19 protein-coding genes are annotated in these 21,401 nt (G+C 66.1%); 10 read left to right on the forward strand and 9 right to left on the reverse strand.

Annotated features, from left to right (window positions below):
- Positions 1-226 precede the first annotated feature (226 nt).
- The 5 genes from AC3QL3_RS07060 to AC3QL3_RS07080 all read right to left on the reverse strand — a co-directional run bounded on the left by AC3QL3_RS07060 (position 227) and on the right by AC3QL3_RS07080 (position 5,490).
- Positions 227-2,635, reverse strand: coding sequence for a winged helix-turn-helix domain-containing protein (locus AC3QL3_RS07060; RefSeq protein ID WP_492897669.1), 2,409 nt, complete (start codon positions 2,633-2,635; stop codon positions 227-229).
- Positions 2,636-2,679: 44 nt separating this feature from the next.
- Positions 2,680-3,396, reverse strand: a complete 717-nt coding sequence (locus AC3QL3_RS07065; protein ID WP_492897670.1) for an arginyltransferase — start codon at positions 3,394-3,396, stop codon at positions 2,680-2,682.
- Positions 3,397-3,452: 56 nt separating this feature from the next.
- The gene (locus AC3QL3_RS07070; protein WP_492897671.1) at positions 3,453-3,839 is read right to left on the reverse strand and encodes a hypothetical protein; all 387 of its coding nucleotides are present in this window, start codon (positions 3,837-3,839) and stop codon (positions 3,453-3,455) included.
- A 102-nt stretch (positions 3,840-3,941) separates the two neighbouring features.
- Entirely contained in the window at positions 3,942-4,805 is an 864-nt protein-coding gene (tesB, locus tag AC3QL3_RS07075) for an acyl-CoA thioesterase II (protein WP_492897672.1), read from the reverse strand.
- Positions 4,806-4,887: 82 nt separating this feature from the next.
- Complete coding sequence (locus AC3QL3_RS07080) at positions 4,888-5,490, reverse strand: N-acetylmuramoyl-L-alanine amidase (RefSeq protein ID WP_492897673.1); 603 nt, start codon at positions 5,488-5,490, stop codon at positions 4,888-4,890.
- Between the two features lie 133 nt (positions 5,491-5,623).
- On the opposite strand from AC3QL3_RS07080, the gene AC3QL3_RS07085 reads away from it, so the two are divergent.
- From AC3QL3_RS07085 to AC3QL3_RS07115, 7 genes are all read left to right on the forward strand, one after another.
- A complete protein-coding gene (locus tag AC3QL3_RS07085; RefSeq protein WP_492897674.1) occupies positions 5,624-6,136 on the forward strand; it encodes an alpha/beta hydrolase in 513 nt (170 codons plus the stop codon).
- An 8-nt stretch (positions 6,137-6,144) separates the two neighbouring features.
- Positions 6,145-8,331, forward strand: a complete 2,187-nt coding sequence (gene rlmKL / locus AC3QL3_RS07090) for a bifunctional 23S rRNA (guanine(2069)-N(7))-methyltransferase RlmK/23S rRNA (guanine(2445)-N(2))-methyltransferase RlmL (protein WP_492897675.1) — start codon at positions 6,145-6,147, stop codon at positions 8,329-8,331.
- 77 nt (positions 8,332-8,408) lie between these two features.
- Positions 8,409-8,870: a hypothetical protein gene (locus tag AC3QL3_RS07095; protein ID WP_492897676.1), complete on the forward strand. Its 462-nt coding sequence runs from the start codon at positions 8,409-8,411 to the stop codon at positions 8,868-8,870.
- A gap of 416 nt (positions 8,871-9,286) precedes the next feature.
- Positions 9,287-9,940, forward strand: coding sequence for a class I SAM-dependent methyltransferase (locus AC3QL3_RS07100; RefSeq protein ID WP_492897677.1), 654 nt, complete (start codon positions 9,287-9,289; stop codon positions 9,938-9,940).
- 89 nt (positions 9,941-10,029) lie between these two features.
- Positions 10,030-11,301 (forward strand): class III poly(R)-hydroxyalkanoic acid synthase subunit PhaE, encoded by a 1,272-nt coding sequence (gene phaE / locus AC3QL3_RS07105; protein WP_492897678.1) that lies wholly within the window; start codon positions 10,030-10,032, stop codon positions 11,299-11,301.
- A 21-nt stretch (positions 11,302-11,322) separates the two neighbouring features.
- Entirely contained in the window at positions 11,323-12,405 is a 1,083-nt protein-coding gene (locus AC3QL3_RS07110) for a class III poly(R)-hydroxyalkanoic acid synthase subunit PhaC (RefSeq protein WP_492897679.1), read from the forward strand.
- 110 nt (positions 12,406-12,515) lie between these two features.
- Positions 12,516-12,842 carry a lipid-A-disaccharide synthase N-terminal domain-containing protein gene (locus tag AC3QL3_RS07115; protein ID WP_492897680.1) on the forward strand — a complete coding sequence of 109 codons (327 nt, stop codon included), beginning with the start codon at positions 12,516-12,518 and terminating at the stop codon, positions 12,840-12,842.
- 8 nt (positions 12,843-12,850) lie between these two features.
- Here AC3QL3_RS07115 and metH read toward each other — a convergent pair whose 3' ends face one another.
- The 4 genes from metH to AC3QL3_RS07135 form a co-directional block, all read right to left on the reverse strand.
- Positions 12,851-15,556, reverse strand: a complete 2,706-nt coding sequence (metH, locus tag AC3QL3_RS07120; RefSeq protein WP_492897681.1) for a methionine synthase — start codon at positions 15,554-15,556, stop codon at positions 12,851-12,853.
- 111 nt (positions 15,557-15,667) lie between these two features.
- On the reverse strand, positions 15,668-16,762 hold the full coding sequence (locus AC3QL3_RS07125; RefSeq protein WP_492897682.1) for a homocysteine S-methyltransferase family protein: 1,095 nt from the start codon (positions 16,760-16,762) through the stop codon (positions 15,668-15,670).
- A 102-nt stretch (positions 16,763-16,864) separates the two neighbouring features.
- On the reverse strand, positions 16,865-17,392 hold the full coding sequence (locus AC3QL3_RS07130) for a GNAT family N-acetyltransferase (RefSeq protein WP_492897683.1): 528 nt from the start codon (positions 17,390-17,392) through the stop codon (positions 16,865-16,867).
- Positions 17,389-18,336 carry an ArsR/SmtB family transcription factor gene (locus tag AC3QL3_RS07135; RefSeq protein ID WP_492897684.1) on the reverse strand — a complete coding sequence of 316 codons (948 nt, stop codon included), beginning with the start codon at positions 18,334-18,336 and terminating at the stop codon, positions 17,389-17,391. The genes AC3QL3_RS07130 and AC3QL3_RS07135 overlap by 4 nt, the downstream gene beginning before the upstream one ends.
- A 102-nt stretch (positions 18,337-18,438) precedes the next feature.
- Here AC3QL3_RS07135 and AC3QL3_RS07140 point away from each other — a divergent pair, with 102 nt between their 5' ends.
- From AC3QL3_RS07140 to AC3QL3_RS07150, 3 genes are read left to right on the forward strand one after another with little or no spacing between them, the layout of a single operon-like run.
- Positions 18,439-19,233 (forward strand): carboxylesterase family protein, encoded by a 795-nt coding sequence (locus AC3QL3_RS07140; RefSeq protein WP_492897685.1) that lies wholly within the window; start codon positions 18,439-18,441, stop codon positions 19,231-19,233.
- A gap of 23 nt (positions 19,234-19,256) precedes the next feature.
- Entirely contained in the window at positions 19,257-20,054 is a 798-nt protein-coding gene (locus AC3QL3_RS07145) for an alpha/beta fold hydrolase (RefSeq protein WP_492897686.1), read from the forward strand.
- Between the two features lie 33 nt (positions 20,055-20,087).
- Entirely contained in the window at positions 20,088-21,248 is a 1,161-nt protein-coding gene (locus tag AC3QL3_RS07150; protein ID WP_492897687.1) for an acyl-CoA dehydrogenase family protein, read from the forward strand.
- Positions 21,249-21,401 lie beyond the last annotated feature (153 nt).

The raw sequence follows: 21,401 nt of genomic DNA on the forward strand, positions 1-21,401 counted from the left end.
GAAGGAATCTCCCGCGAGTGGTCGCCGCTGGCGAGCCGGACCTCAGAAACGGCTCCCCGCCGGTCCGACACGGCAGTATGTCGAGCGACCTAGCCGCGCCGCGTTACGCGGCGTCGGGATCCTCTTTGAATCGTCTTTGATTCGTCTTCGAATCGGCGCGGGATCGTCTTGCTCGGCGCTTTCACGCTCGTCTGCAGGCGTTCGAGCGAGCCGATTCGCGATGCGACTACTTGGCGGCGGCGACCTGCAATTCGCTCGGCACTTCGCGCTCGCCTGCCACGGCGCGGGCTTGCTGCAGTGCATGGGCGGCGGCGACGCGGTCGCCGCGTGCATTGAGCACGGCCGCCTGGAATACGGCGACGTCGAAATCGCGATCGGCCCACGGTGCGAGGCGTCCGGCCAAGCCGGCTGCTTCGTCGATGCGATGCTGCGTCAGCAGCCAGCGGCCGTAAGCCTGGCCTACGGCGACGAGGCCGATCGGCACGCCGCGCGCTTCCGCCTGCTGCAGCGCCAGGCGAAAGTTGGCTTCCGCGTCGTTCGGACGACCTTGCCAGGCCGCTCGCTCGGCACGCGCGAGCAAGAGAAAGGGAGAGGGGTTGGCGGTCGCGGGAACGTGTTCGCGGGCGACCGAGTCGGCCCTCGCCTTGCCCGTTGCGATCAGCGCACGTTGGCGCAGCAGGACCAGTTGTGCGCCGTCGCGCTCTTCGTCCGGATCTTCCGCGCCCCACAGGGCGAGGCCGCGATCGGCGGCCGCCGCGGCTTCCTCGTAGTTGCCCCGACTCCAGGCGATTTTCGCGAGCAGACCCTGCAAATAGCGGCGCGCCTGATGGCGGGTATCGGCGTGTTCGCGCTCGGCCTGTGCGGCCAGTTCCTGCGCCTCGCGCAAGCGGCCGAGCATGAGCAGCGCTTCGCCGCGGTTCACCGTCATCTTCAGGAGCAGGCCTGGATCGCCGCTGTGGCTGCGGTACTTCCATTGGCGATCGGTGATCGCCAATGCTTCGGACCAGCGCCACAGCGCCGCTTCGGCGTCGAAGGCGACGGTCAGCACGCCCATCACGCGCTCCACCGCGCCGAAGGCTTCGAATTCGTCGGCCGCGCGCAGCAGATACTGCAACGCCTGTTCGAAACGGTCCCGGCGATATTCGAGCAAACCGAAGTTGGTATCGGACTGGATCACGCCGAGCCGGTCGCCGCTGCGTTGCAGTTCGATGCGTGCGCGGCCGAGGTCGGCCGCCGCCTCGTCGAAACGGCTGTTCGCGATGCGCACGCCGCCGCGGCCGTTCAGCGCGCGCGCCAGATCGATGGACGAGCGGCTGTCCTGCAGCGCGGTGACTGCCGCGTCGTAGTCGCTCTCGGCCGCGACGTAGTTTTCGAGGCGGGCGCGCACCCAGCCGCGATACGACAGCGCGCGTCCATACAGCAGCGGGTCGGCGCGCACGGCGGGATCGGCGATCAGCCGCCCGTAGGCGGCGTCGGCCTGATCGAGACGGCCCGAGCGCGCCTCGATCAGGGTCTGCATCAGCCGCACGCGCGGCGCATCCGGCTCCGGCAGCGCGGCGAGTATCTTGCTGGCGGTGTCGAGTTCGCCGGCCAGCATCGCCGCTTGTGCTTGTTGCAGGCGTTCGTCGAGATCGCTGTTCTCAGCGTGCTCCGACGACGGCGTACGGCCCATCGCCGCCAGCAGCAGATCGGCGGCCTGGCGCGCGGCATGGATCACGTCGGCGTGTTTGGCGCTGGCGGTGTAGCGCTGTGTTTCGCCGCGCGCGGCGGCGAGTTCGATCGTCCAGCCTTCGGTCGACTGGATCGCCTTGCCTTCGACCAAGATACCGACGCCGAGGTTGCCGCCGAGATGACGCGCTCCGTCGCTGCCGGCGGCGCTGCGCAGGGCGATCAAGACGTTCTCGCTCGGCGGCACCGCCAGGCCCGATCCGCGCAGACGCTCGGCGATCAAATCCATTGCGCCGAGCCGGACCCAGCCGCTGTCGCTGGGGCCAGTCACTTCGAGCGGCAGTACGGCCAAGGCGGCCGAGGCCGCATCTGCCTCGGCCGCGGCGTCGCTCGAGGGCAGATGCCGGCCCAGCAGAACCGCCGCGGCCGCGACAATCAGGGCGGCTAGCGCGCTCGCCGCGAACAGCCAGCGCCGGCGCGCGCGCCGAGCCGTCGAGGATGTCCTCGATACGTGATGCGGCGGCGATGCCGGGCGCCGGTGCTGTGCTTCTTCGAGGTTTGCGGAACCGAACTCGCCGTCTTCGGACGGACCGGACGCCATGGGCGAGATGGCTTCGGCCGTGATCGAAGCGGCATCGTCGGGTTCGGCCCGTTCCTCCGTCTCGGCGATCCAGTGGTAGCCGAAGCCGGGTAGGGTGCGAATCGCGGTTTGCGCCTGGCCGCTGTCGTCGACCGCGCGGCGCGCGTGCAGCATGATCTGGCTGAGCTGGGCATCGGTGACGTCGACGCGGCCCCAGACCGCCGCCGTCAGCTCGTCGCGACCGACCGCGCGCTCGCGCTGCTCGATCAGATAGAGAAGGCAGTCGTAGGCGCGGCGCGGCAGCGGCACGCGTTCGCCCTCGCGCCGCAGCTCGCGCGCACCCGTCGTCAGTTGGAATTTTCCGAAGCGGTACAGCAAGTTGCGCATGATGGAAGCGACGCGTTCGGGGAGCCGCGCTGCCTTCCGCGAACTCAGCGGGGCGTGGCGTCCAGGTCGATCCAGGCATTGTCGCGCAGGACTTCCAGCGGCCGATAGCGCGACTTGTAGTGCATCTTCGGGTGGCCGTCGATCCAGAAGCCGAGATAGAGATGGGGCAAGCCGCGCTCGCGCGCGATGCGCACCTGGCTGAGGATCGAGTAGGTGCCGAGCCCGCGCGACTCCAGTTCCGGATCGAAAAACGTATAGACGGCCGACAAGCCGGCGGCGCAGAAGTCGGTCACCGCGAGGGCGACCAGCTGGGTGCCATGGCGGAACTCGACGAAGCGGGTCGGGCTCCAGGCGGTGTAGAGAAAGCGCGCGAAATCTTCCGGACGCGCGTCGTCCATGCCGCCGTCGGGGTGGCGCGCACGCAGGTAGCGGCGGTACAGCGCGAAGTATTCGTCGGTGTAGGCGGCCGGCACGACCTGCACGGTGAGGTCGTCGTTGCGCGCGAGGCAGCGGCGCTGGCTGCGGTCAGGCCGGAAGCGCGCGACCGGCAGGCGGCAGGCGACGCAAGCCCGGCAGGCATGGCATTGCGGGTGGTAGACGTGGCCGCCGGCGCGCCGATAGCCGCGCTGCACGGCGAGGTCGTAAATCTGCGGCAGCTGCGGCGCGCTCGGATCGATGACGATGTTCTGCGCGATGCGCTCGTCGAAATAGCCGCAGGGATGCGGCAGGGTCTGAAACAGGCGGACGACATCCGAACGCATGGGCGCATTCTAGCCGGCGTCGCGGCGGCGGTTGTGGATGGCGCGTGAGTGCTGCGTCAATGCGACAGCATGGTGATCGCGATCAGCGCGGCGACGCCGGAGATCAAGGCGAGCAGGATCAACTTGATGCGCAAGGAGGTGCGCCGGTGCCCGCTGACGTCGCCGGCCCCGCGTGCGGCGGCGAGCTCGTCGGCGAAGCGGGTCGCGGGCTCGAGCCCAGCGTCGCGCAGTACGCGCCGCGCAGCGGTCTGGTCCTCCGAGCGCACCACCCAGACCTGCGGCCAGGAATCGCGCTCGCCCTTGGCGGTGTAGCTGAAGCGCTTCCAGTCCGAGCCCTGGTAGGTACGTCGGTTCGCGATCGAGGTCTCGATGCCCTTCTCGGCCATCAGGGCGATCACGCGCTGGATGTTCTCCATGCGGGGTGAGGTATAGATCTGGCGCATGCGGCTATGAAACCACGACCCGGCGCGTTGCGCGACTTTTCCTTCTCACGCCCGCGCGAAAGAAGGCGGCGAGTGCCATCGCAGTGCGCTGCTCGAAGGTTCTCATTCGCTGCGCAGGCGGATCAACCCTTCCTGCGCGGTCGAGGCGACCAGATGGCCGGCCTCGTCGTAGAGCATGCCGCGGGCGAGGCCGCGGCCGCCTTGTGCGGTCGGGCTGTCGCAGGAATACAGCAGCCATTCGTCGACGCGGAACGGCCGGTGGAACCACAGCGCGTGGTCGAGGCTGGCCACCTGCACGTGGCGCTGCAGGAAGGAGATGCCGTGCGGCAGCATCGCGGTGCCGATCAGATGGAAATCCGAGGCATAGGCGAGCAGGGCGCGGTGCAACACGGCGTCGTCGGCGATGCGGCTGGTCAAGCGGAACCAGACCTGCTGCTGCGGCGGACGTTTGGGCGGCTTCAGCTCGTCGCGCGGATACACGTGGCGGAACTCGAACGGACCGGCGCGGCCGAACCAGCGCTGCAGTTTCGGCGGCAGCTTGGCCAGCTCTTCCGGCGGCAGCGGCTTGGGCGGGTCGAGATCGTCGGCCTTGGGCACTTCCGGCATCGACATCTGATGCTCGACGCCGGCCTCGGCTACTTGGAAGGAGGCGGAGAAATTGAAGATCGGCTGACCGTGCTGGATCGCGGTGACGCGCCGTACCGAGAAGCTGCCGCCGTCGCGCGTGCGCTCGACGTTGTAGACGATCGGCTTGTCCATGTCGCCGGCGCGCAGGAAGTAGGCGTGCAGCGAATGCGCGGCGCGATCGGCCTCGACCGTCTGCTGCGCGGCCGACAAGGCCTGACCGAGCACCTGACCGCCGAACACGAAGCGTGTGCCGATGTCGCGGCTCTCGCCGCGGAACAGGTTGTCCTCGATGCGTTCGAGCTGGAGCAGGGTCAGCAGTTCTTCGACGCTGGCGGACATCGGGTCGATCGATAGAAAAAGGCCGCCAAGTATAGCCGCGGCGGACGAACGTTTCGGCGATGGATGGCGATCGCGATCGGGGCTATGGCGACGCGGGTCCGTTTCGCTCGCTGGCCGAATCGGGCGGATTGAGGCGCTCCAATCCGCTGCCGGGCACGACCTCGTCCCACGGAAACAGCGGACCGGGATCCTGCCGGCGCCGCAACAGGATCGAGGGGTCGTCCTTGGCCGGTTCGAGGCGGCGATCCAGGTCCTCGTGCCCGGCGATCCAGCGCAGGTTCGCGTGATCGTGACGCAGTTGCGCGAGCAGGGAGCGCAAAGACTGAATCTGCTCGTTCGTGTACGGCACGCTGAAGGTCTGGTAGCGGCTGTCACCCCAATGCGGATAGCGCCCGATGTTGACCAGCTCGATCCCGATCGAGCGCGGGTTGTAGCTGTACGTGTGGTTGGCCACGCGGCGGTCGGCGACGAAACGAAAGACCTTGCCTTCGGTGTCGATGTAGTAGTGACCGCTGTTGCCGGTGCGCGAGCCTTCGTAATGGATGCGTTCGCCGAATTCACGCGCGAGCGTCATATCCGGCAATTCGGTGCAGTGGATCACGACGAGGTCGATTGCGGCAGATGGTCGCGCAGCGAGGCGCTCCTCGTAAGGCAGCGGCCAGTCGTCGATTGCGAGTGCGGGCATTGGAGGAGCCGGGATTGGAGATTGGGGATTGGAGATTGGTGAGAGCGAAAGGCTACCGCTTTCGACCGCATCGGCGAAGTCCGGCTATGCTTCTCCGAATCCCTAATCTCCAATCCCCAATCCCGGCTCCCCAGTGAAAGGCACGGTCATCCTCTCGCACGGTCTGCAAAGCGGACCGCAGGCGGTCAAGGTCAGCGCGTTGGCCACCGCCGCGGTTGCGCTCGGCTGGGCCGAAGTGCGGCCTGACTATCGTGACATCGACGCGAGCCGCGATCCGCTCGCGATCGACGCGCGCATCGCGCGCACGCTCGAACACACGCCGCGCGAAGGGCGTGTCGTGTTCGCCGGTTCCAGCATGGGCGCGTTCGTGTCGGGGCTGGCGTCGATCGAGCGCGACTGCGCTGGCCTGTTCCTGCTGGCGTTGCCGACCGGTATTCCCGGTTACCCGCGCGCGTTCGGTGCGGCGGCAGTGCCGATCACGCTGGTGCACGGCTGGCACGACGAGGTCTGCCCGGTGGACGCCGCGATCGACTTCGCTCGCGAGCGCGCAGCGACGCTGCATCTGGTCGACGACGATCATCGGCTCGGTGCACACGTCGACTACTGCGCCGACCTGTTCGGCCGCTTCCTGGCCGCTCTCGGTTGAGTCACGACGTGCGGAAACTATTCGCCACCTGCCCGAAGGGCCTCGAATATCTCTTGCGCGACGAGTTGCGCGTGCTCGGCGCCGAGGATGCGCGCGAGGCGCTCGCCGGCGTGCATTTCAGCGGCTCGTTGACGCTCGCCTATCGCGCCTGTTTGTGGTCGCGTCTCGCCAGCCGCGTGCTGCTGCCGCTGGCCGAGTTCGACGCCGCCGACGCGGACGCGTTGTACGCCGGCGTGCAGGGCGTCGACTGGTCGGCGCATCTGGGCGCCGACGGTAGCTTCGCGATCGACGCGCTCGGCCAGAGCGGCGCGTTGAACCACACGCAATTCGTCGCTTTGCGCAGCAAGGATGCGATCGTCGATCAGTTCCGCGCGCGCGACGGCACGCGCCCGAATGTCGAGGTGGAGCGGCCGTCCATCCGTTTGAACGTCCGTCTGCACCGAGGGCGCGCCACCGTGTCGCTGGATCTTTCCGGCACGCCGCTGCACCGGCGCGGCTGGCGGCAAGGGCAGGGCGAGGCGCCGCTGAAAGAGAATCTGGCCTGCGCGATGTTGCTGCGCGCGGGCTGGCCGGCGATTGCCGCGGCCGGCGGCGCGCTCGTCGATCCGATGTGCGGCTCGGGCACGCTGTTGATCGAGGGCGCGCTGATGGCGGCCGACGTCGCGCCCGGCCTGCGCCGTGACTACTTCGGCTTTCTCGGCTGGCGCGGTCATGATGTGGAAGCTTGGGAATCGCTCTTGACCGAGGCGCGTGAACGGGCGGAGAAGGGCTTGCGCGCACTGGCGCCGGTGTTTTTCGGCTACGACCAAGATGCGCGCGTGCTGAACGAAGCCAAGCGCAACGCGCAAGCGGCCGGTGTCGCCGGTTTCGTGCACTTGGGACGGCAGTCCGCCGAACATCTGCAACGTCCCGCTGAGGAAGCGGCGCCCGGTTTGGTCATCTGCAATCCGCCGTACGGCGAGCGGCTCGGCGAACGCACGCAGCTGGCGGCGGTGTATGGCGCTTTCGGCGCGCGCTTGCGCACGCAATTCGTCGGCTGGCACGCCGGCGTCATCGTCGCCGACGATGAGCTCGGTCATGCACTCGGTCTGCGGGCGGACAAGCGCTATACGCTCTACAACGGCGCGCTCGAATGCCGCCTGCTGACGTTCGACCTCGCCGAAGCCGCGCCGCGCGAGTACGTCGAGAAGCCATTGTCGGAAGGCGCGCAGGCGGTCGCCAACCGCATCGTCAAGACCCAGCGCCATTTACGCAAACGCTTCGAGCGCGAGGGCATTTCCTGCTATCGCGTCTACGATGCCGACCTGCCCGAGTACGCCGCTGCGATCGACGTCTATACGGCCATCGCGCGCGATGACGAGGCTGCGGCAGTCGGGGCGTTTCCGCAAACCTGGCTGCACGTACAAGAGTACGCACCGCCGCGCGAGATTCCCGAGCACGTCGCGCGAGATCGTCTGCGCGATTTGGTGCGCGCGGCCGCTGTTGCGCTCGAGGTGCCGCGCGAACGTATCGCGACCAAGACGCGCTATCGCGCCAAGGGCGGTTCGAAATACGGCCGCTTCGAGCAGCGCAACGAATTTCTGGTGGTCGAAGAGGGCGGGCTGAAGTTGCGCGTCAACCTGTTCGACTATCTCGACAGCGGCTTGTTTCTCGATCATCGCCCGGCGCGCGCGCGTGTTCGCGCGGTGGCGCGCGGGGCGCGTTTCTTGAATCTGTTCTGCTACACGGCCAGCGCCAGCGTCTACGCAGCCGCTGGCGGCGCCGCGACGACCACCAGCGTCGATCTGTCGGCAACCTATCTCGAATGGGCCGCGAGAAACTTCACCCTGAACGGATTGGGCGGCGCACGCCATCAGCTGGTGCAGGCCGATGCGATGGAATGGCTGCGTCATGATCGCGGCGAGTACGACTTGATCTTCGTCGACCCGCCGACGTTCTCCAACTCCAAACGCGCCGAAGATTTCGATGTGCAGCGCGATCACCCGGAGTTGCTCGCGTTGTGCGCCGAACGGCTCGCGCCGAGCGGTTTGATCGTGTTCTCCAACAATCTGCGCCGCTTTACGCTCGATCCGGCGTTGTCGAGTGCCTTCGACGTGAAGGACATCACGATTTCCACGATTCCGCCGGATTTCGTGCGCAATACGCGCATTCATCGCTGCTACGAATTGCGTCGCGTCGAGAGAGCGATTTCTTAACCCGTGAGGTTGGAATTTCAGTCACGATTCAGGCGTTCGCACGCAGCATGCGAGTCGTAATTCGGAGGGCGTGCCCCATGAACGTTTCGCGCAAATCGCTTCGTCTCGCCGTACTCGGCCTGCTGGTCATCGCAGGGTTCGTGTTCGCGCCGGCGTCGTTCGCGCGCGGCCACCATCACGGCCACGGAAACTGGAATGTTTCGCTGAACTTCGGCTACCCGGGCGTCGGTATCGGTTACTCGAACTACGGCTGGGGCAACCGCTACTACGGCGGCGGTTATTACTCTTCGTACTATGCGCCGGCCTACTACGGCGGATACAGCTCGGGCTACTACAGCTCGCCGGTTTATTACAGCTCGTACTACTACGATCGCCCGTATTACCGCACGCGCTACTACGATCGCGGCTACTACTCCTACGATCGTGGCTACCGCGGCTACGATCGCGGTTACCGCAGTTACGACCGCGGCTATCGTCGCGGCTATGACCGCGGTTACCAGCGAGCCAACTACTACGATCGCGGCTACCGACACCGGTAGCACCGATCACCCTCTGCGCTGGCGGCGCACCCCTCCCCCTTCCCCGCCGCCAGCGTATCCGCCCCGCGACGATTTCCCCTGGTCGTCGCGGGGTTTCTTTTTTGGTGCGATCGTCCTTGATCGCTGCTTCGGTAGGCGTCGAGCCGCCGTGGGCTGCTGCTGTGGTCTTGGAGTCCAGCCGCGGCCATCCATGGCCGCACTTTTAAAAGGAAGCTCTCTTCGCTGGAGCCGCTTGTTGGGACAAAGCCAAGGCTGAGTTCGGCTGGGTGGTGCGCCTTGCGTTGGTCCTGTTGCCTTGAAGTCGAGGGCGGGCGCCTCGATCGTCCTTTGGGCAGGAGCAAGATAGGTGGCGGTTCGTGCGGCGGAGCGAGGGGCGGGCACGCTATGATGATGTGTTGATTTCAGTGGAACGGTGCATGAGCCGAAACCCCAGGCGACCCTCGAGCGGCGCGGCAGTGGAAACGCCGGCGGCGTGGACCTTCTTCCGCCAATGGCTGAAGAATCCGCGTGCGATGGCGTCGCTGGCTCCGTCGAGCCGGCAACTCGCGCAACGCATGGTGGCGCAGCTGCCGACCGGCGCACGTCGTGTGATCGAACTCGGCGCCGGGACCGGTGTGTTCACGCGGGCTTTGCTCGATCACGGCGTGGCGCCGGACGATTTGCTCGTGCTCGAGCTGAACACCGAGCTGGCCGAGCTGTTGCGCCAGCGCTTTCCGGAGGTACGCGTCGTCAACGGCGATGCCTGCCAGCTGACCGATCTGGCCGCCGAGGCGGGCTTCGAGATCGGGGATGGCGTCGATGCGGTCGTCAGCGGCTTGGGTTTTCTGGCGATGCCGCGTTCGCTGCAGCAAGCGATTCTGCGTGCGGTGTTCGCCGCGCTCGGTCCCGAGCGGCCGTTGATTCAGTTCACCTACGGGCCGTCGAGCCCGCTGCCGCGCGACCTCTTGGCCGAGATGGACTTGGGTGTGCGACGCGCGAGCATGACCTGGCTCAATGTGCCGCCGGCCACTGTCTACGTCTATACGCGCAACCGCTCCAAGCCGGTGCGAGCCGTACGCGCCAAGGCTTGAGCTGCCTTTGAAGCGCTTCTTTCGATAGCGCGCCGGTCACGCGCCTGCACTATGATGCGGATTCCGCTCGTATTGTTCTCGAGGAGCCCATGGGTCATTCGCCGAATCCAGACTGGTTGAACCAGTGGCAGGGATTGTCGCGCAATCTGGTGAACGCCTGGCAGGAGATGGCGCGCCAAGCCGGCACTGCACCGGCCGCGCCGGCGTCACCCTGGCACGAGGGGTTCGAACAGTGGGCACGTTTGTTCGCGTCCGGCGGCGGCGCGCAGAGCGAAACGATCGAACGCATCATCGACAGCGCCAAGGGCTACGCTGCCTTCATGCAATCCGCGCTGGCTGCGGCGACTAACGCCGGAACCACCAACCCCGCCTGGGGCGAGGCGTTTCGTGGCGGCTTCGGCATTCCCGGCGCCGCAACGATGCCATTCGATCAGAACCTGCTGCGCGCTCTGCAGGAAATGCCGGGGCAGGGCGGTTACGCCGCGATCATGAACGCGCTCGGGTCGATGCGTTTGCCGGCCGGCGCCGATGCGAGCGAATTGAAAAGCTGGTTGAGTCTGCCCGCGTTCGGCCTGTTGCGCGAACACCAGGAGCACTACCAGAAGATGGCTGTCGCCTGGGTCGAATACCAGGAGCAGATGGGGCGATACAACGCCTTGATGCTGAAGGCAGGACAGCGCGGTTTCGAACTGTTCGAAGGCAGGCTGAGCGAGCGCGAACAGCCGGGTCGGCAGATCGATTCGCTGCGCGCGTTGTACGACTTGTGGGTCGACGCTGCCGAGGAGGGCTATGCGGAGATCGCCTTGTCGACCGAATTCCGTGAAGTCTACGGTGCTCTGGTCAATGCGCAGATGCGCGTACGCTCGCAAGTACAGCAGGAAGTCGAGCGCGTCGCGGTCGATCTCGGCATGCCCACCCGCACCGAATTGAACAACATCGGCGAGCGCTTGCAAGCGCTGCGGCGCGAGTTGCGCGCGCGCGGCGACGCCGATCTCGCACGCGAAGTCGCACGGCTGCGCAACGAGGTGGCCGCATTGAAGGGCGCCGCGGGCAAACGCAGCGACGCGCCTAAGCCCGCCGCGGTCGAAGCCCCCGCAAAAGCGGTGACGCCTCGGGGAGCCGCGGGCAAGCGCAGCGATGCGCCGAAACCCGCCGCCGTCGAAGCGCCCGCAAAAGCGGTGGCGCATCCTCGCGCGAAGACTCGCCCGGCGCGTAAGCCGGCAGCGAAGCCCGCCGCCAAGCGCGCGGTCGCGGCGGTCGCGCCCGGCAACTTCTCTTCGCGCATCGCGAAGTTCGCGGACGCCTCGCTCGGCCGCTCGAAGAAGCCCGGCAAGACCGCCAAGTCGAAGAAGAAGCGCTGACCGCCGTACTGAGGACCTGCCATGTTCCCGATCAAGATCGAGCCGGCCAAGGCGATCGATGAAGTTCTGACCACGCAGCGCAAACTCGCCGTCGCGCTGCAGACGCTGCGCGAGGTCGACGAGGTCGATTTCGGCGTGACCGCGAAGGAAGCGGTCTACCGCGAAGACAAGCTCGTCGTCTATCGATTCAAGGGTGAGCGCGCACCGGCCGCCAAGGCCTCCGAAAAGAAAATCCCGATTCTGATCGTCTACGCGCTGGTCAACCGCCCTTACATGGTCGACCTGCAGGACGATCGTTCGTTGGTGAAGAACCTGATCGCGCAAGGCGAAGACGTCTATCTGATCGACTGGGGCTATCCGGACCTGGCCGATCGTTGGCTGACGCTCGACGACTACATCAACGGCTACATCGATCGTTCCGTCGATGCGGTTGCCGCGCATGCCGGGGTCGAGCGCATCAATCTGCTCGGCATCTGCCAGGGCGGCGCGTTCTCGCTGTGCTATGCGTCGACCCACGCCGACAAGATCAAGAACTTGATCACGATGGTCACGCCGGTCGATTTCCACACGCCGGAGAACATGCTGTCGAACTGGACGCGGCAACTGGACGTGGATCTCTTCGTCGACACGCTCGGCAACGTGCCGGCCGATCTGATGAACCTGTGCTACTTGATGCTCAAGCCGGTGCGGTTGAATCAGCAGAAGTACATCGGCCTGGTCGACATCCTCGACGACAAGGTCGAGATGGAAAACTTCCTGCGGATGGAAAAGTGGATCTTCGACTCGCCCGATCAGGCCGGCGAAGCGTTCCGCCAGTTCATCAAGGACTTCTACCAGGGCAACAAACTCGTCAACGGCGGTCTGAAGATCGGTGAACGCGAAGTACACCTCGGCAACGTCACGATGCCGGTGTTGAACGTGTTCGCCGAGCAGGATCATCTGGTGCCGCCGTCCGCCTCACGCGTACTGGCCGATCACGTTGGTACCGACGATTACACGCAGATCGCATTCCGCGGCGGGCACATCGGCATCTACGTCTCCGGCCGCGCGCAGCGCGAAGTGCCGGCCGCGATCCACGACTGGCTGGCCAAGCGCTCGCGCTGAGCCGCTGCGGCGACTTGCCGCGCCGCTGAACCTCGGCGCGGCGAAATGGTCCCGAAAGGGCCGCGCGGCATGCTGCGCGCCCACTTCCCACTCGAACCCAAGCGATTCCGATGAACGAAGTCCTGTTGACCCTGCACGGTGTCACGATCACGCCCTGGAAGCTGGTCGGCTATCTGGGCGTGTTTCTCTTCACGAGCCGCTGGTTCGTACAGATGTATGCGACCAAGAAGCTCAAGCGCGTGCACATGCCGCGCTCGTTCTGGTGGCTGTCGGTATTCGGCAGCGTGATGCTGGTGAGTTACTTCACCTTCGGCAAGAACGATTCGGTCGGCGTGCTCTCGAACCTGTTCCCGGCCTTCGTCTCGGTCTACAACCTCGTGGTCGATTTCCGCCACCGCAAGGACCGCAGTCTCGAGCGTGAGGCGAACGCGAGCTGAGTTGACCCTCAGTCCGGATCGTAATCGAGGTTCGGCGCCAGCCAACGTTCCGCCTCGGCCAGCGACCAGCCCTTGCGCTTGGCGTAGTCCTCGACCTGTTCCTTGGTCAGGCGTCCGACCACGAAGTACTGGCTTTGCGGGTGCGCGAGGTACCAGCCTGACACGGCCGCCGTGGGCAGCATCGCGAAGCTTTCGGTGATCGAGATGCCGGTGTTGTTGGTCGCATCGAGCAGGCGGAACAGCGTCGCTTTTTCGGTGTGGTCGGGGCAGGCCGGATAGCCGGGCGCGGGACGGATGCCGAGATACTTCTCGTCGATCAGCGCTTGGTTTTCCAGCGCTTCGTCGGCCGCATAGCCCCAGAACTCGCGCCGCACGCGCTGGTGCAGATGTTCGGCGAACGCCTCGGCCAGACGGTCGGCGAGCGCCTTCAACAAGATCGCCGAGTAATCGTCGTGGTCACGCTCGAAGCGCGCGACGTGCTCGTCGATACCGATGCCGGCGGTGACCGCGAAGCCACCGATCCAGTCTTCGCGCCCCGATTCTTTCGGCGCGACGAAGTCGGCCAGGCAGAAGTCCGGACGCTCGACCGGCTTGTCGACCTGCTGACGCAGGAAGTGCAGCAGCTGGGATTGGCGGTTGGAATTCGCGCTCTCCGAATCCCGGATTTCCACATCGTCGCCGATGCTGTTCGCGCGCCAGAAGCCGATCACGCCGCTCGCCTTGAGCCATTTCTCCTGGATGATCTTCTGCAGCATCGCACGCGCGTCGCGATACAGCTCGCTGGCCTGCACGCCGACCACGGCGTCTTCGAGGATCGCCGGAAAGCGGCCGGCCAGCTCCCACGCGTTGAAGAACGGCGACCAATCGATGAAGTCGACCAGCTCGGCGAGCGGGTAGTCGTCGAAGACCGTGATGCCCGGCTTACGTGGTGCCGGCGGTACGTAGTCGGCCCAGCCGCCGTCGAAGCGCTGCGCGCGCGCCTTGTCCAGTGGAACGAGGCGCTTGGCGCCGCTGCGGTCCTTGTGGCGCTCGCGAATTTCCGCGTATTCGGCGCGGATCTTCGCCATGAAGGCGTCGACCAGATCCTTGGAGATCAAAGACTGCGCCACGCCGACCGCGCGCGAGGCGTCCTTCACCCACACCGTCGGCGATTTGTAGTGTGGTTCGATCTTCAACGCCGTGTGCGCGCGCGAGGTAGTCGCGCCGCCGATCAACAGGGGAAGCTCGAATTCCTGCCGCTGCATCTCGCGCGCGACATGAGTCATCTCTTCCAGCGACGGCGTGATCAGGCCGGACAGACCGATCATGTCCGCATTCTCGGCCCGGGCGGTATCGAGGATCTTCTGCGCCGGCACCATCACGCCGAGATCGATCACCTCGAAGTTGTTGCAGCGAAGTACCACGCCGACGATGTTCTTGCCGATGTCGTGCACGTCGCCTTTGACCGTCGCCATCACGATCTTGCCGTTGGATCGACCGACGTCGCCGGTGCGCGCCTTCTCGATCTCGATGAAGGGCAGCAGGTAGGCGACCGCTTTCTTCATCACGCGCGCCGATTTCACCACCTGCGGCAGGAACATCTTGCCGGCGCCGAACAAATCGCCGACCACGTTCATGCCGTCCATCAACGGGCCTTCGATGACGTCGAGCGGACGCGCGCATTGCTGCCGCATCTCTTCGGTATCGACCTCGGCGTAGGCGTCGATGCCGTGCACCAGCGCATGCGTCAGGCGCTCGCGCACCGGCAGCCCGCGCCAAGCGAGGTTTTCGGTCACCACCTCGCCTTTCTTGGCTTTGTAGCGCTCGGCGATCTCGAGCAGACGTTCGGTCGCGTCCTTGCGCCGGTTCAGCACGACGTCTTCGACGCGCTCGCGCAGCTCCGGTTCGAGTTCGTCCACGATCGGCAGCGCGCCGGCGTTGACGATGCCCATGTCCATGCCGGCGCGGATCGCGTGATACAGGAACACCGCGTGGATCGCCTGACGCACGATCTCGTTGCCGCGGAAGGAGAACGACACGTTCGACACGCCGCCGGAGACGTGGCAATGCGGCAGCGTCGCCTTGATGATGCGCGTCGCCTCGATGAAGTCGACGGCGTAGTTGTCGTGTTCTTCGATGCCGGTCGCGATGGCGAAGATGTTCGGGTCGAACACGATGTCCTCGGGCGGAAAATCGAGGCGATCGATCAGGAGGTTGTAGGCGCGCGTGCAGATCTCGACCTTGCGTGCGCAGGTATCGGCCTGGCCCTGCTCGTCGAACGCCATCACGACCGCGGCGGCGCCGTAGCGCAGCACCTTCTTGGCGTGTTCGAGGAAGATCTCTTCGCCTTCCTTGAGCGAAATCGAATTGACCACGCCTTTGCCTTGCAGACAGCGCAGGCCGGCTTCGATCACGCTCCATTTGGACGAGTCGACCATCACCGGCACGCGCGCGATGTCCGGCTCGGACGCAATCAGATTCAGGAAGCGCACCATCGCGGCTTCCGAATCGATCAGGCCCTCGTCCATGTTGACGTCGAGGATCTGCGCGCCGCTTTCGACCTGCTGGCGCGCGACGGCGACCGCTTCGTCGTAGCGTTCTTCCTTGACCAGCTTGCGGAACTGCGCGCTACCGGTCACGTTGGTGCGCTCGCCGACATTGACGAACAACAGTTCGGGCGTGATGACCAGCGGTTCGAGGCCGGACAGGCGGGTGTAGCGGGGAGTCGTATTCATGCGTTCTTCGAAGTCATTCCCGCGCGAGCAGGAATCGATTTCCCAGGCGCCCGGAAAGGCGCCTCGCGTGCGCGCTTGCGTGCGAATGACGGGCGGAAAGGATCAACGGCTTCATGCAGCGTCGGCCAGGGTGTGCGGCAGCGCGCGCGGCGCCACGCCGGCAACCGCGTTGGCGATCGCCTCGATGTGCGCCGGCGTGGTGCCGCAACAGCCGCCGACCAAGTTGAGCAAACCGGCGCGCGCGAATTCGCCGATCAAGGCCGCCATCTGCTCGGGCGTCTCGTCGTATTCGCCGAAGGCGTTCGGCAAACCCGCATTCGGATGCGCGCTGACGTAGCCGGCCGCGACCTGTGACAGCACGTCTACGTACTGGCGCAGCTCCTTCGCGCCCAGTGCGCAATTGAGTCCGACCGAGAGCGGCCGGCTGTGCGCGACCGAGGCGTAGAACGCTTCCGCAGTCTGGCCGGACAAGGTGCGGCCGGAGAGATCGGTGATGGTGCCGGAGATCATCACCGGCAAGCGCGCACCGCGATCTTCGAACAGTTCGTCGATCGCATACAAAGCCGCTTTCGCGTTCAAGGTGTCGAAGATGGTCTCGACCATCAAGGCGTCGGCGCCGCCGTCGATCAGACCGGCGGCGGCCTCGCGATAAGCGATGCGCAGTTCTTCGAAACTGGTGTTGCGGAAGCCCGGGTCGTTGACGTCCGGACTGATCGAGGCGGTGCGGCTGGTCGGTCCGAGCACGCCGATGACGAAACGCGGTTTGGTCGGAGTCGTCGCTTCGACCGCATCGCAGCAGGCGCGCGCTAGGCGAGCACCCTCCCGGTTCAGTTCGTAAACCACGTGCTCGAGATGGTAGTCGGCCTGGCTGATCGAGGTCGCGTTGAACGTATTGGTTTCGAGCAAGTCCGCGCCGGCTTGGAGATAGGCGGTGTGGATCGCGCCGATCACGTCCGGCCGCGTCAAGATCAACAGATCGTTGTTGCCCTTGAGGTCATGCCCCGGCTGCGCCGATTCGTCGCGTGCGGGTTCGTGCTGCCGGTCGAAGCCGGGTGCGAACCGCTCGCCGCGGTAGTCGGCCTCTTCGAGCTTGTAGCTCTGCACCATCGTGCCCATCGCACCGTCGATGATGAGGATGCGTTGCGTCAGCGCGGACAGCAGTTTGTGCGTGCGCTCGGGGTTGAGCCAAGGCAGTTGCGTGGACATTTCGCGTACTCCGATTCAGAGGCGAGCGATCAGAAGAGATGGTGGCGAATGAGGCGTCGCGCAAATCGGCGTTCGGCTCGCTTCGACGTCGAGCGCAATCGCTCATGCATCGAGGGGGCGCTGCCAGATGCGGTCTTCCTCGATGTGCGAGCCGCACTGGAAAGTGCAGGAGCCGACATCGCGGAAGCCGTGACGCGTATAGAAACGTTTGGCGCGTTCGTTGTGGTCGAACACGGTCAGGTAGATTTCCGGCGCGCGTCGTTCGCGTGCGCGCCCCAGAGCCCATTGCATCAGCGTTTCGGCGATACCGGTGCCTTGCCACGGTTCGAGCACGTACAGCTGGCGCAGCTCCAGCGCGCCGGGCAGCGGGTCGGCGGCGGGCGCGGCCAGCAGCGATAACTTGACGTAGGCGACGATCTGGTTCTCGTGCGTGGCGATGCGGAAATCGGTCGCGTCGTCGGCCAGATCGGCCAGAAGTCCACCGCCGCCGTAGGCGCTGTCGAGGAACGGCTGCAAATCCTCGGCGCGATAGCGCGAACCGAAAGTGTCCACGAAGCAGCGCCGCGCCATCGCTGCCAGCGCCAATCCTTCGTCGGCGGCGGGCCGGCGGTATTGGATGTCGGAGCTCATGGCTTGGGCGATCCCGCCAGCGGTTTGTGCGCGAGCAGCCCGACCACCTCGAAATGCGGCGGCCTGCGCTCGCGCGTCAGGCGTTCGCAGGTGATCACTTCGAGGCCGGCTTTGCGCGCGAATCCGCGCAGTTCGTCGGGGCTGAAACCGAGATTGCGATGTTCGAACGGCTCGACCGCGGTGCGGTGCGCGTGCCGGCCCAGCGTCGCCGCGAGCAGGCGTCCGCCGGGGCGCAGCACGCGCGTGGCTTCGGCGATCGCCTGCGCCGGGCGCTCGCTGTAGGTCAGCGCGTGCATCAGCAGCACCAGATCGAAGTGCCCGGCGGGAACCTCGAGCGCATGCATGTCGCCGACGCGCACTTCGACGTTGGTGTAGGTCTTCAGTCGCTGGCGCGCGGCCGCGACGACGCGCTCGCTGGTATCGATGCAGAGGATCGAGCGCGCGCGCGCGGCGAGCAGTTCGGCCAGCACGCCGTCGCCGGAGGCGATGTCGAGCACGTCGCCGGTTTCCACCAGCTGGGTCATGCCGCGCGCCAGCGCTTCCCAGGTGCGGCCCGGCGAGTAGTGGCGCTCCATGTCGCCGGCGACGGTGTCGGCCCAACCCTCGGCGCGTGCGCGTTTGGCCAGCAGCGCCGGCAGGCGGCGTTCGTCGTCGCGCAGGATGGCGTCATCGACGTTGTCCTTGAGCGCGCGCAAGAGGGCGTTCTCGCGCGCGTCCAGCTCGCCGTTGTAGCGGTAGTAGGACGACACGCCGGCGCGGCGGTCGCGCACCAGGTCGGCTTCCTTCAGCTTGGCCAGATGCGTCGACACGCGCGGTTGCGCCAGGCGCAGCACCGCCGATAGTTCGGCGACGGTGAGTTCCTCGCGTTCGAGCAGGGCGAGCAGACGCACGCGCGTCGGATCGGAGAGCAGGCGCAGCAGGGCCGAAGTGGCCGCCAGATCCAAGATGTATCCCTTTATCTTGATAAAAAGATAAATGCTAGCGTAGCGAGGCGGGGGCGCAGCGTCAATGCGCGAATGGGCCCGGTGAGCGGGTATTCTTGCGCCATGCTCAGACCCGTTTTCAGCGCGCCGCTGCGCTGCCTCCTCGTTTTGCTGCTCCTGTGCGGCCACGCCGTCGCAGCGCCGCTGGAAGACGCCGAACTCGGCAAGTACTGGAGCGCCGACGCGCTGCGCGTGCCCTACCGCGCGATCGAGACGCCCGGTCGCCGCGATGGGGAGAAGCTGCCGCTGATCGTGTTCCTGCACGGCGACTGGCAGGACGGCACCGACAACGAATCGCAGTTGGCCGGGCGCGGCAACGGCTCCTACGAACTGGTCGACGCTGCGCGCGAGGATCGCATTCCGCTGATCTACCTGGTGCCGCAGACGACCGACGCGTATTGGCCGCCTGCTCGGGTGATCGCGGTCGTGCGCGATGCCTTGACGCGCTTTCCGGTCGATCCGCGCAGGATCTATCTGACCGGCATTTCCGACGGCGCCACCGGCGTCTGGGACACGTTGAAGGCGTATCCGGCCTGCTTCGCCGCCGGCGTGCCGATGTCGGGCATGACCGAGTTGGCCGGGCTAGGGCCGATCCGCGACGTGCCGCAGTGGGTCTTCCACGGCAGCGCGGACGACGACACCGACGTCGAGACCGGCTACGACGGCGCGATGGTCGGCTCGCGCGCGGTCGTGCGCGCGCTGCGCGCGATGGGCGGCCGCCCGCGCTACACCGAGTACGCCGGCGAGAAGCACGTGATCTGGCCGCGCGCGTATGCCGAGGACGCGCTGCTGCCGTGGCTGCTCGACCGGCGTCTGCGCGGCCGGCCGTGCGATTTCGCATCGATCGCGAACGGCTAGAATCGCGAGCGGAGGCAGCTGCCATGAGCCAGATCGTCGCCGTCGCCGGCGTAGACGTGCACATCGAAGGGGACGGCGCCGAAACCATCGTGATGGTGCACGGCTGGCCGGACACCTATCGTTTGTGGGACGCGCAGGTCGCGCATTTCGCGCCGCGCTATCGCTGCGTGCGCTTCACCTTGCCGGGATTCCGCCCGGAGGACGCACGGCATGCCTACGACCTCGACGAGATCATCGAGATCTTGCGCCAAGTGGTCGAGCGCAGCAGCCCCGACGGCAAGGCGATCCTCTTGCTGCACGATTGGGGCTGCGTGTTCGGCTATGCGTTCGCGATGCGCCATCCGGAGCGGGTTTCGCGTATCGTCGGCGTCGACATCGGCGATCCGGACTCGTTGCAGAAGTCGATGCCGGCGAAAGCGCGGCTGATCGCCTGGACGTATCAGAACTGGCTGGCGCTGTCGTGGATCGTCGGCGGGGCGATCGGCGACTGGATGAATCGCGCGGCGGCCAAGCTGCTCGGCGCGCAGGCGACGCCGCCGCAGCAGATCACCTCGAACATGGGCTATCCGTATTACCTCTTATGGTACGGCGGTGAACGCTCCTATCGGCGTCACTCGCAGAGGTTCGATCCGGCCTGTCCGATGCTATTCGCGTACGGCACGCGCAAGCCGCTCATGTTTCACGCCAAGGTGTGGGCGGAGAAGCTGGCGCAGAAGAAAGGCAACGCAGTCGTCGAATTCGACGCCGGGCACTGGTTGATGACCAAGCGCCCCGAACATTTCAACCAGGTCGTCGGCGATTGGCTGGCGGCTGGGGTCTAGAGTTTTCGCACAGAAACAAACCGAGGACGCAGCATGGATTTCAACCTGACCGAAGATCAACGCTCCATCCAGGCCGTCGCGCGCGATTTCGCCGCACGGCGCATCGCGCCGGTCGCGGCCGAGTTCGACAAGTCCGGCGAATTCCCGCTCGACAACATCCGCGAGATGGGCCAGCTCGGATTGATGGGCATCGAGGTGCCGGTCGAGTACGGCGGCGCCGGCATGGACCCGGTCGCCTACGCGCTGGCGATGATCGAGATCGCTGCGGCCGACTGCGCGCATTCGACCATCATGTCGGTCAACAACTCGCTCTACTGCAACGGCATCCTGACCTACGGCAACGAAGAGCAGAAGCAGAAGTACGTGCGCGCAGTCGCCTCCGGCGAGGCGATCGGCGCGTACGCACTGACCGAGCCGCAGTCCGGTTCCGATGCGTCGGCGATGCACACGCGCGCAGAGAAGAACGCGGCCGGCGACTGGGTCATCAACGGCAAGAAGAGCTGGATCACCTCCGGTCCGGTGGCGAAGTACATCGTGCTGTTCGCGATCACCACCCCCGGCGTCGGGGCCAAGGGCGTGTCGGCGTTCCTGATCGACACCGGTCGCCCCGGCTTTCACGCCGGCAAGACCGAACCCAAGCTCGGCATCCGCGCCTCGGCTACCTGCGAGATCGAGTTCAGCGACTACGTCTGTCCGGCCGCCGATCTGCTCGGGCCGGAAGGCAAGGGCTTCTCGATCGCGATGGGTGTGCTCGACGCCGGCCGCATCGGCATCGCCTCGCAAGCGGTCGGTCTCGCACGCGCGGCGTACGAAGCGAGCCTCTCTTACACACGCGAGCGCAAGGCGTTCGGTTCGCCGATCGGCTCGTTCCAGATGATCCAAGCGAAGATCGCCGACATGAAATGCCGCCTCGACGCGGCAACTTTGCTGGTCTTGCGCGCGGCGTTCGCGAAAGGCGAGACGGCCAAGAAGGGCGGCCGCTTCAGCACCGAAGCGTCGGTCGCAAAGTTGTTCGCTTCGGAAGCGGCAATGTTCATCACGCACCAGGCGGTGCAGATCCACGGCGGCATGGGGTACTCGAAAGAGATGCCGCTCGAGCGCTATTTCCGCGACGCCAAGATCACCGAGATCTACGAAGGCACCAGCGAGATCCAGCGTCTGGTCATCGCACGCAACGAAACCGGCGTGCGCTGAGTCTGCGGCAATCGCCGCCGCCTCGCGCGAGTGCCGAGGCGGCGGCGGGAAAACCCTATCCAGACGTGGCTCCGCGTGCGATCGTCGCAGCACGCAAAGTGCGAGTCTCTTCGTATTGACAGGCCGCTTCGCAGGCGCAGAGACTGCCGCTGC

Source organism: Dokdonella sp. GW821-FHT11D02, from assembly GCF_058808595.1.

What these genes read in the sequence shown, in the direction of transcription:
- AC3QL3_RS07065 (WP_492897670.1), bottom strand. Translation starts at nt 3,396, where the DNA reads ATGCGTTCGGATGTCGTCCGCCTGTTTCAGACCCTGCCGCATCCCTGC.
- AC3QL3_RS07110 (WP_492897679.1), top strand. Translation starts at nt 11,323, where the DNA reads ATGTTCCCGATCAAGATCGAGCCGGCCAAGGCGATCGATGAAGTTCTG.
- AC3QL3_RS07070 (WP_492897671.1), bottom strand. Translation starts at nt 3,839, where the DNA reads ATGCGCCAGATCTATACCTCACCCCGCATGGAGAACATCCAGCGCGTG.
- AC3QL3_RS07145 (WP_492897686.1), top strand. Translation starts at nt 19,257, where the DNA reads ATGAGCCAGATCGTCGCCGTCGCCGGCGTAGACGTGCACATCGAAGGG.
- AC3QL3_RS07100 (WP_492897677.1), top strand. Translation starts at nt 9,287, where the DNA reads ATGAGCCGAAACCCCAGGCGACCCTCGAGCGGCGCGGCAGTGGAAACG.
- AC3QL3_RS07060 (WP_492897669.1), bottom strand. Translation starts at nt 2,635, where the DNA reads ATGCGCAACTTGCTGTACCGCTTCGGAAAATTCCAACTGACGACGGGT.
- tesB (WP_492897672.1), bottom strand. Translation starts at nt 4,805, where the DNA reads ATGTCCGCCAGCGTCGAAGAACTGCTGACCCTGCTCCAGCTCGAACGC.
- AC3QL3_RS07095 (WP_492897676.1), top strand. Translation starts at nt 8,409, where the DNA reads ATGAACGTTTCGCGCAAATCGCTTCGTCTCGCCGTACTCGGCCTGCTG.
- AC3QL3_RS07130 (WP_492897683.1), bottom strand. Translation starts at nt 17,392, where the DNA reads ATGAGCTCCGACATCCAATACCGCCGGCCCGCCGCCGACGAAGGATTG.
- AC3QL3_RS07125 (WP_492897682.1), bottom strand. Translation starts at nt 16,762, where the DNA reads ATGTCCACGCAACTGCCTTGGCTCAACCCCGAGCGCACGCACAAACTG.
- AC3QL3_RS07150 (WP_492897687.1), top strand. Translation starts at nt 20,088, where the DNA reads ATGGATTTCAACCTGACCGAAGATCAACGCTCCATCCAGGCCGTCGCG.
- AC3QL3_RS07140 (WP_492897685.1), top strand. Translation starts at nt 18,439, where the DNA reads ATGCTCAGACCCGTTTTCAGCGCGCCGCTGCGCTGCCTCCTCGTTTTG.
- metH (WP_492897681.1), bottom strand. Translation starts at nt 15,556, where the DNA reads ATGAATACGACTCCCCGCTACACCCGCCTGTCCGGCCTCGAACCGCTG.
- AC3QL3_RS07115 (WP_492897680.1), top strand. Translation starts at nt 12,516, where the DNA reads ATGAACGAAGTCCTGTTGACCCTGCACGGTGTCACGATCACGCCCTGG.
- AC3QL3_RS07080 (WP_492897673.1), bottom strand. Translation starts at nt 5,490, where the DNA reads ATGCCCGCACTCGCAATCGACGACTGGCCGCTGCCTTACGAGGAGCGC.
- phaE (WP_492897678.1), top strand. Translation starts at nt 10,030, where the DNA reads ATGGGTCATTCGCCGAATCCAGACTGGTTGAACCAGTGGCAGGGATTG.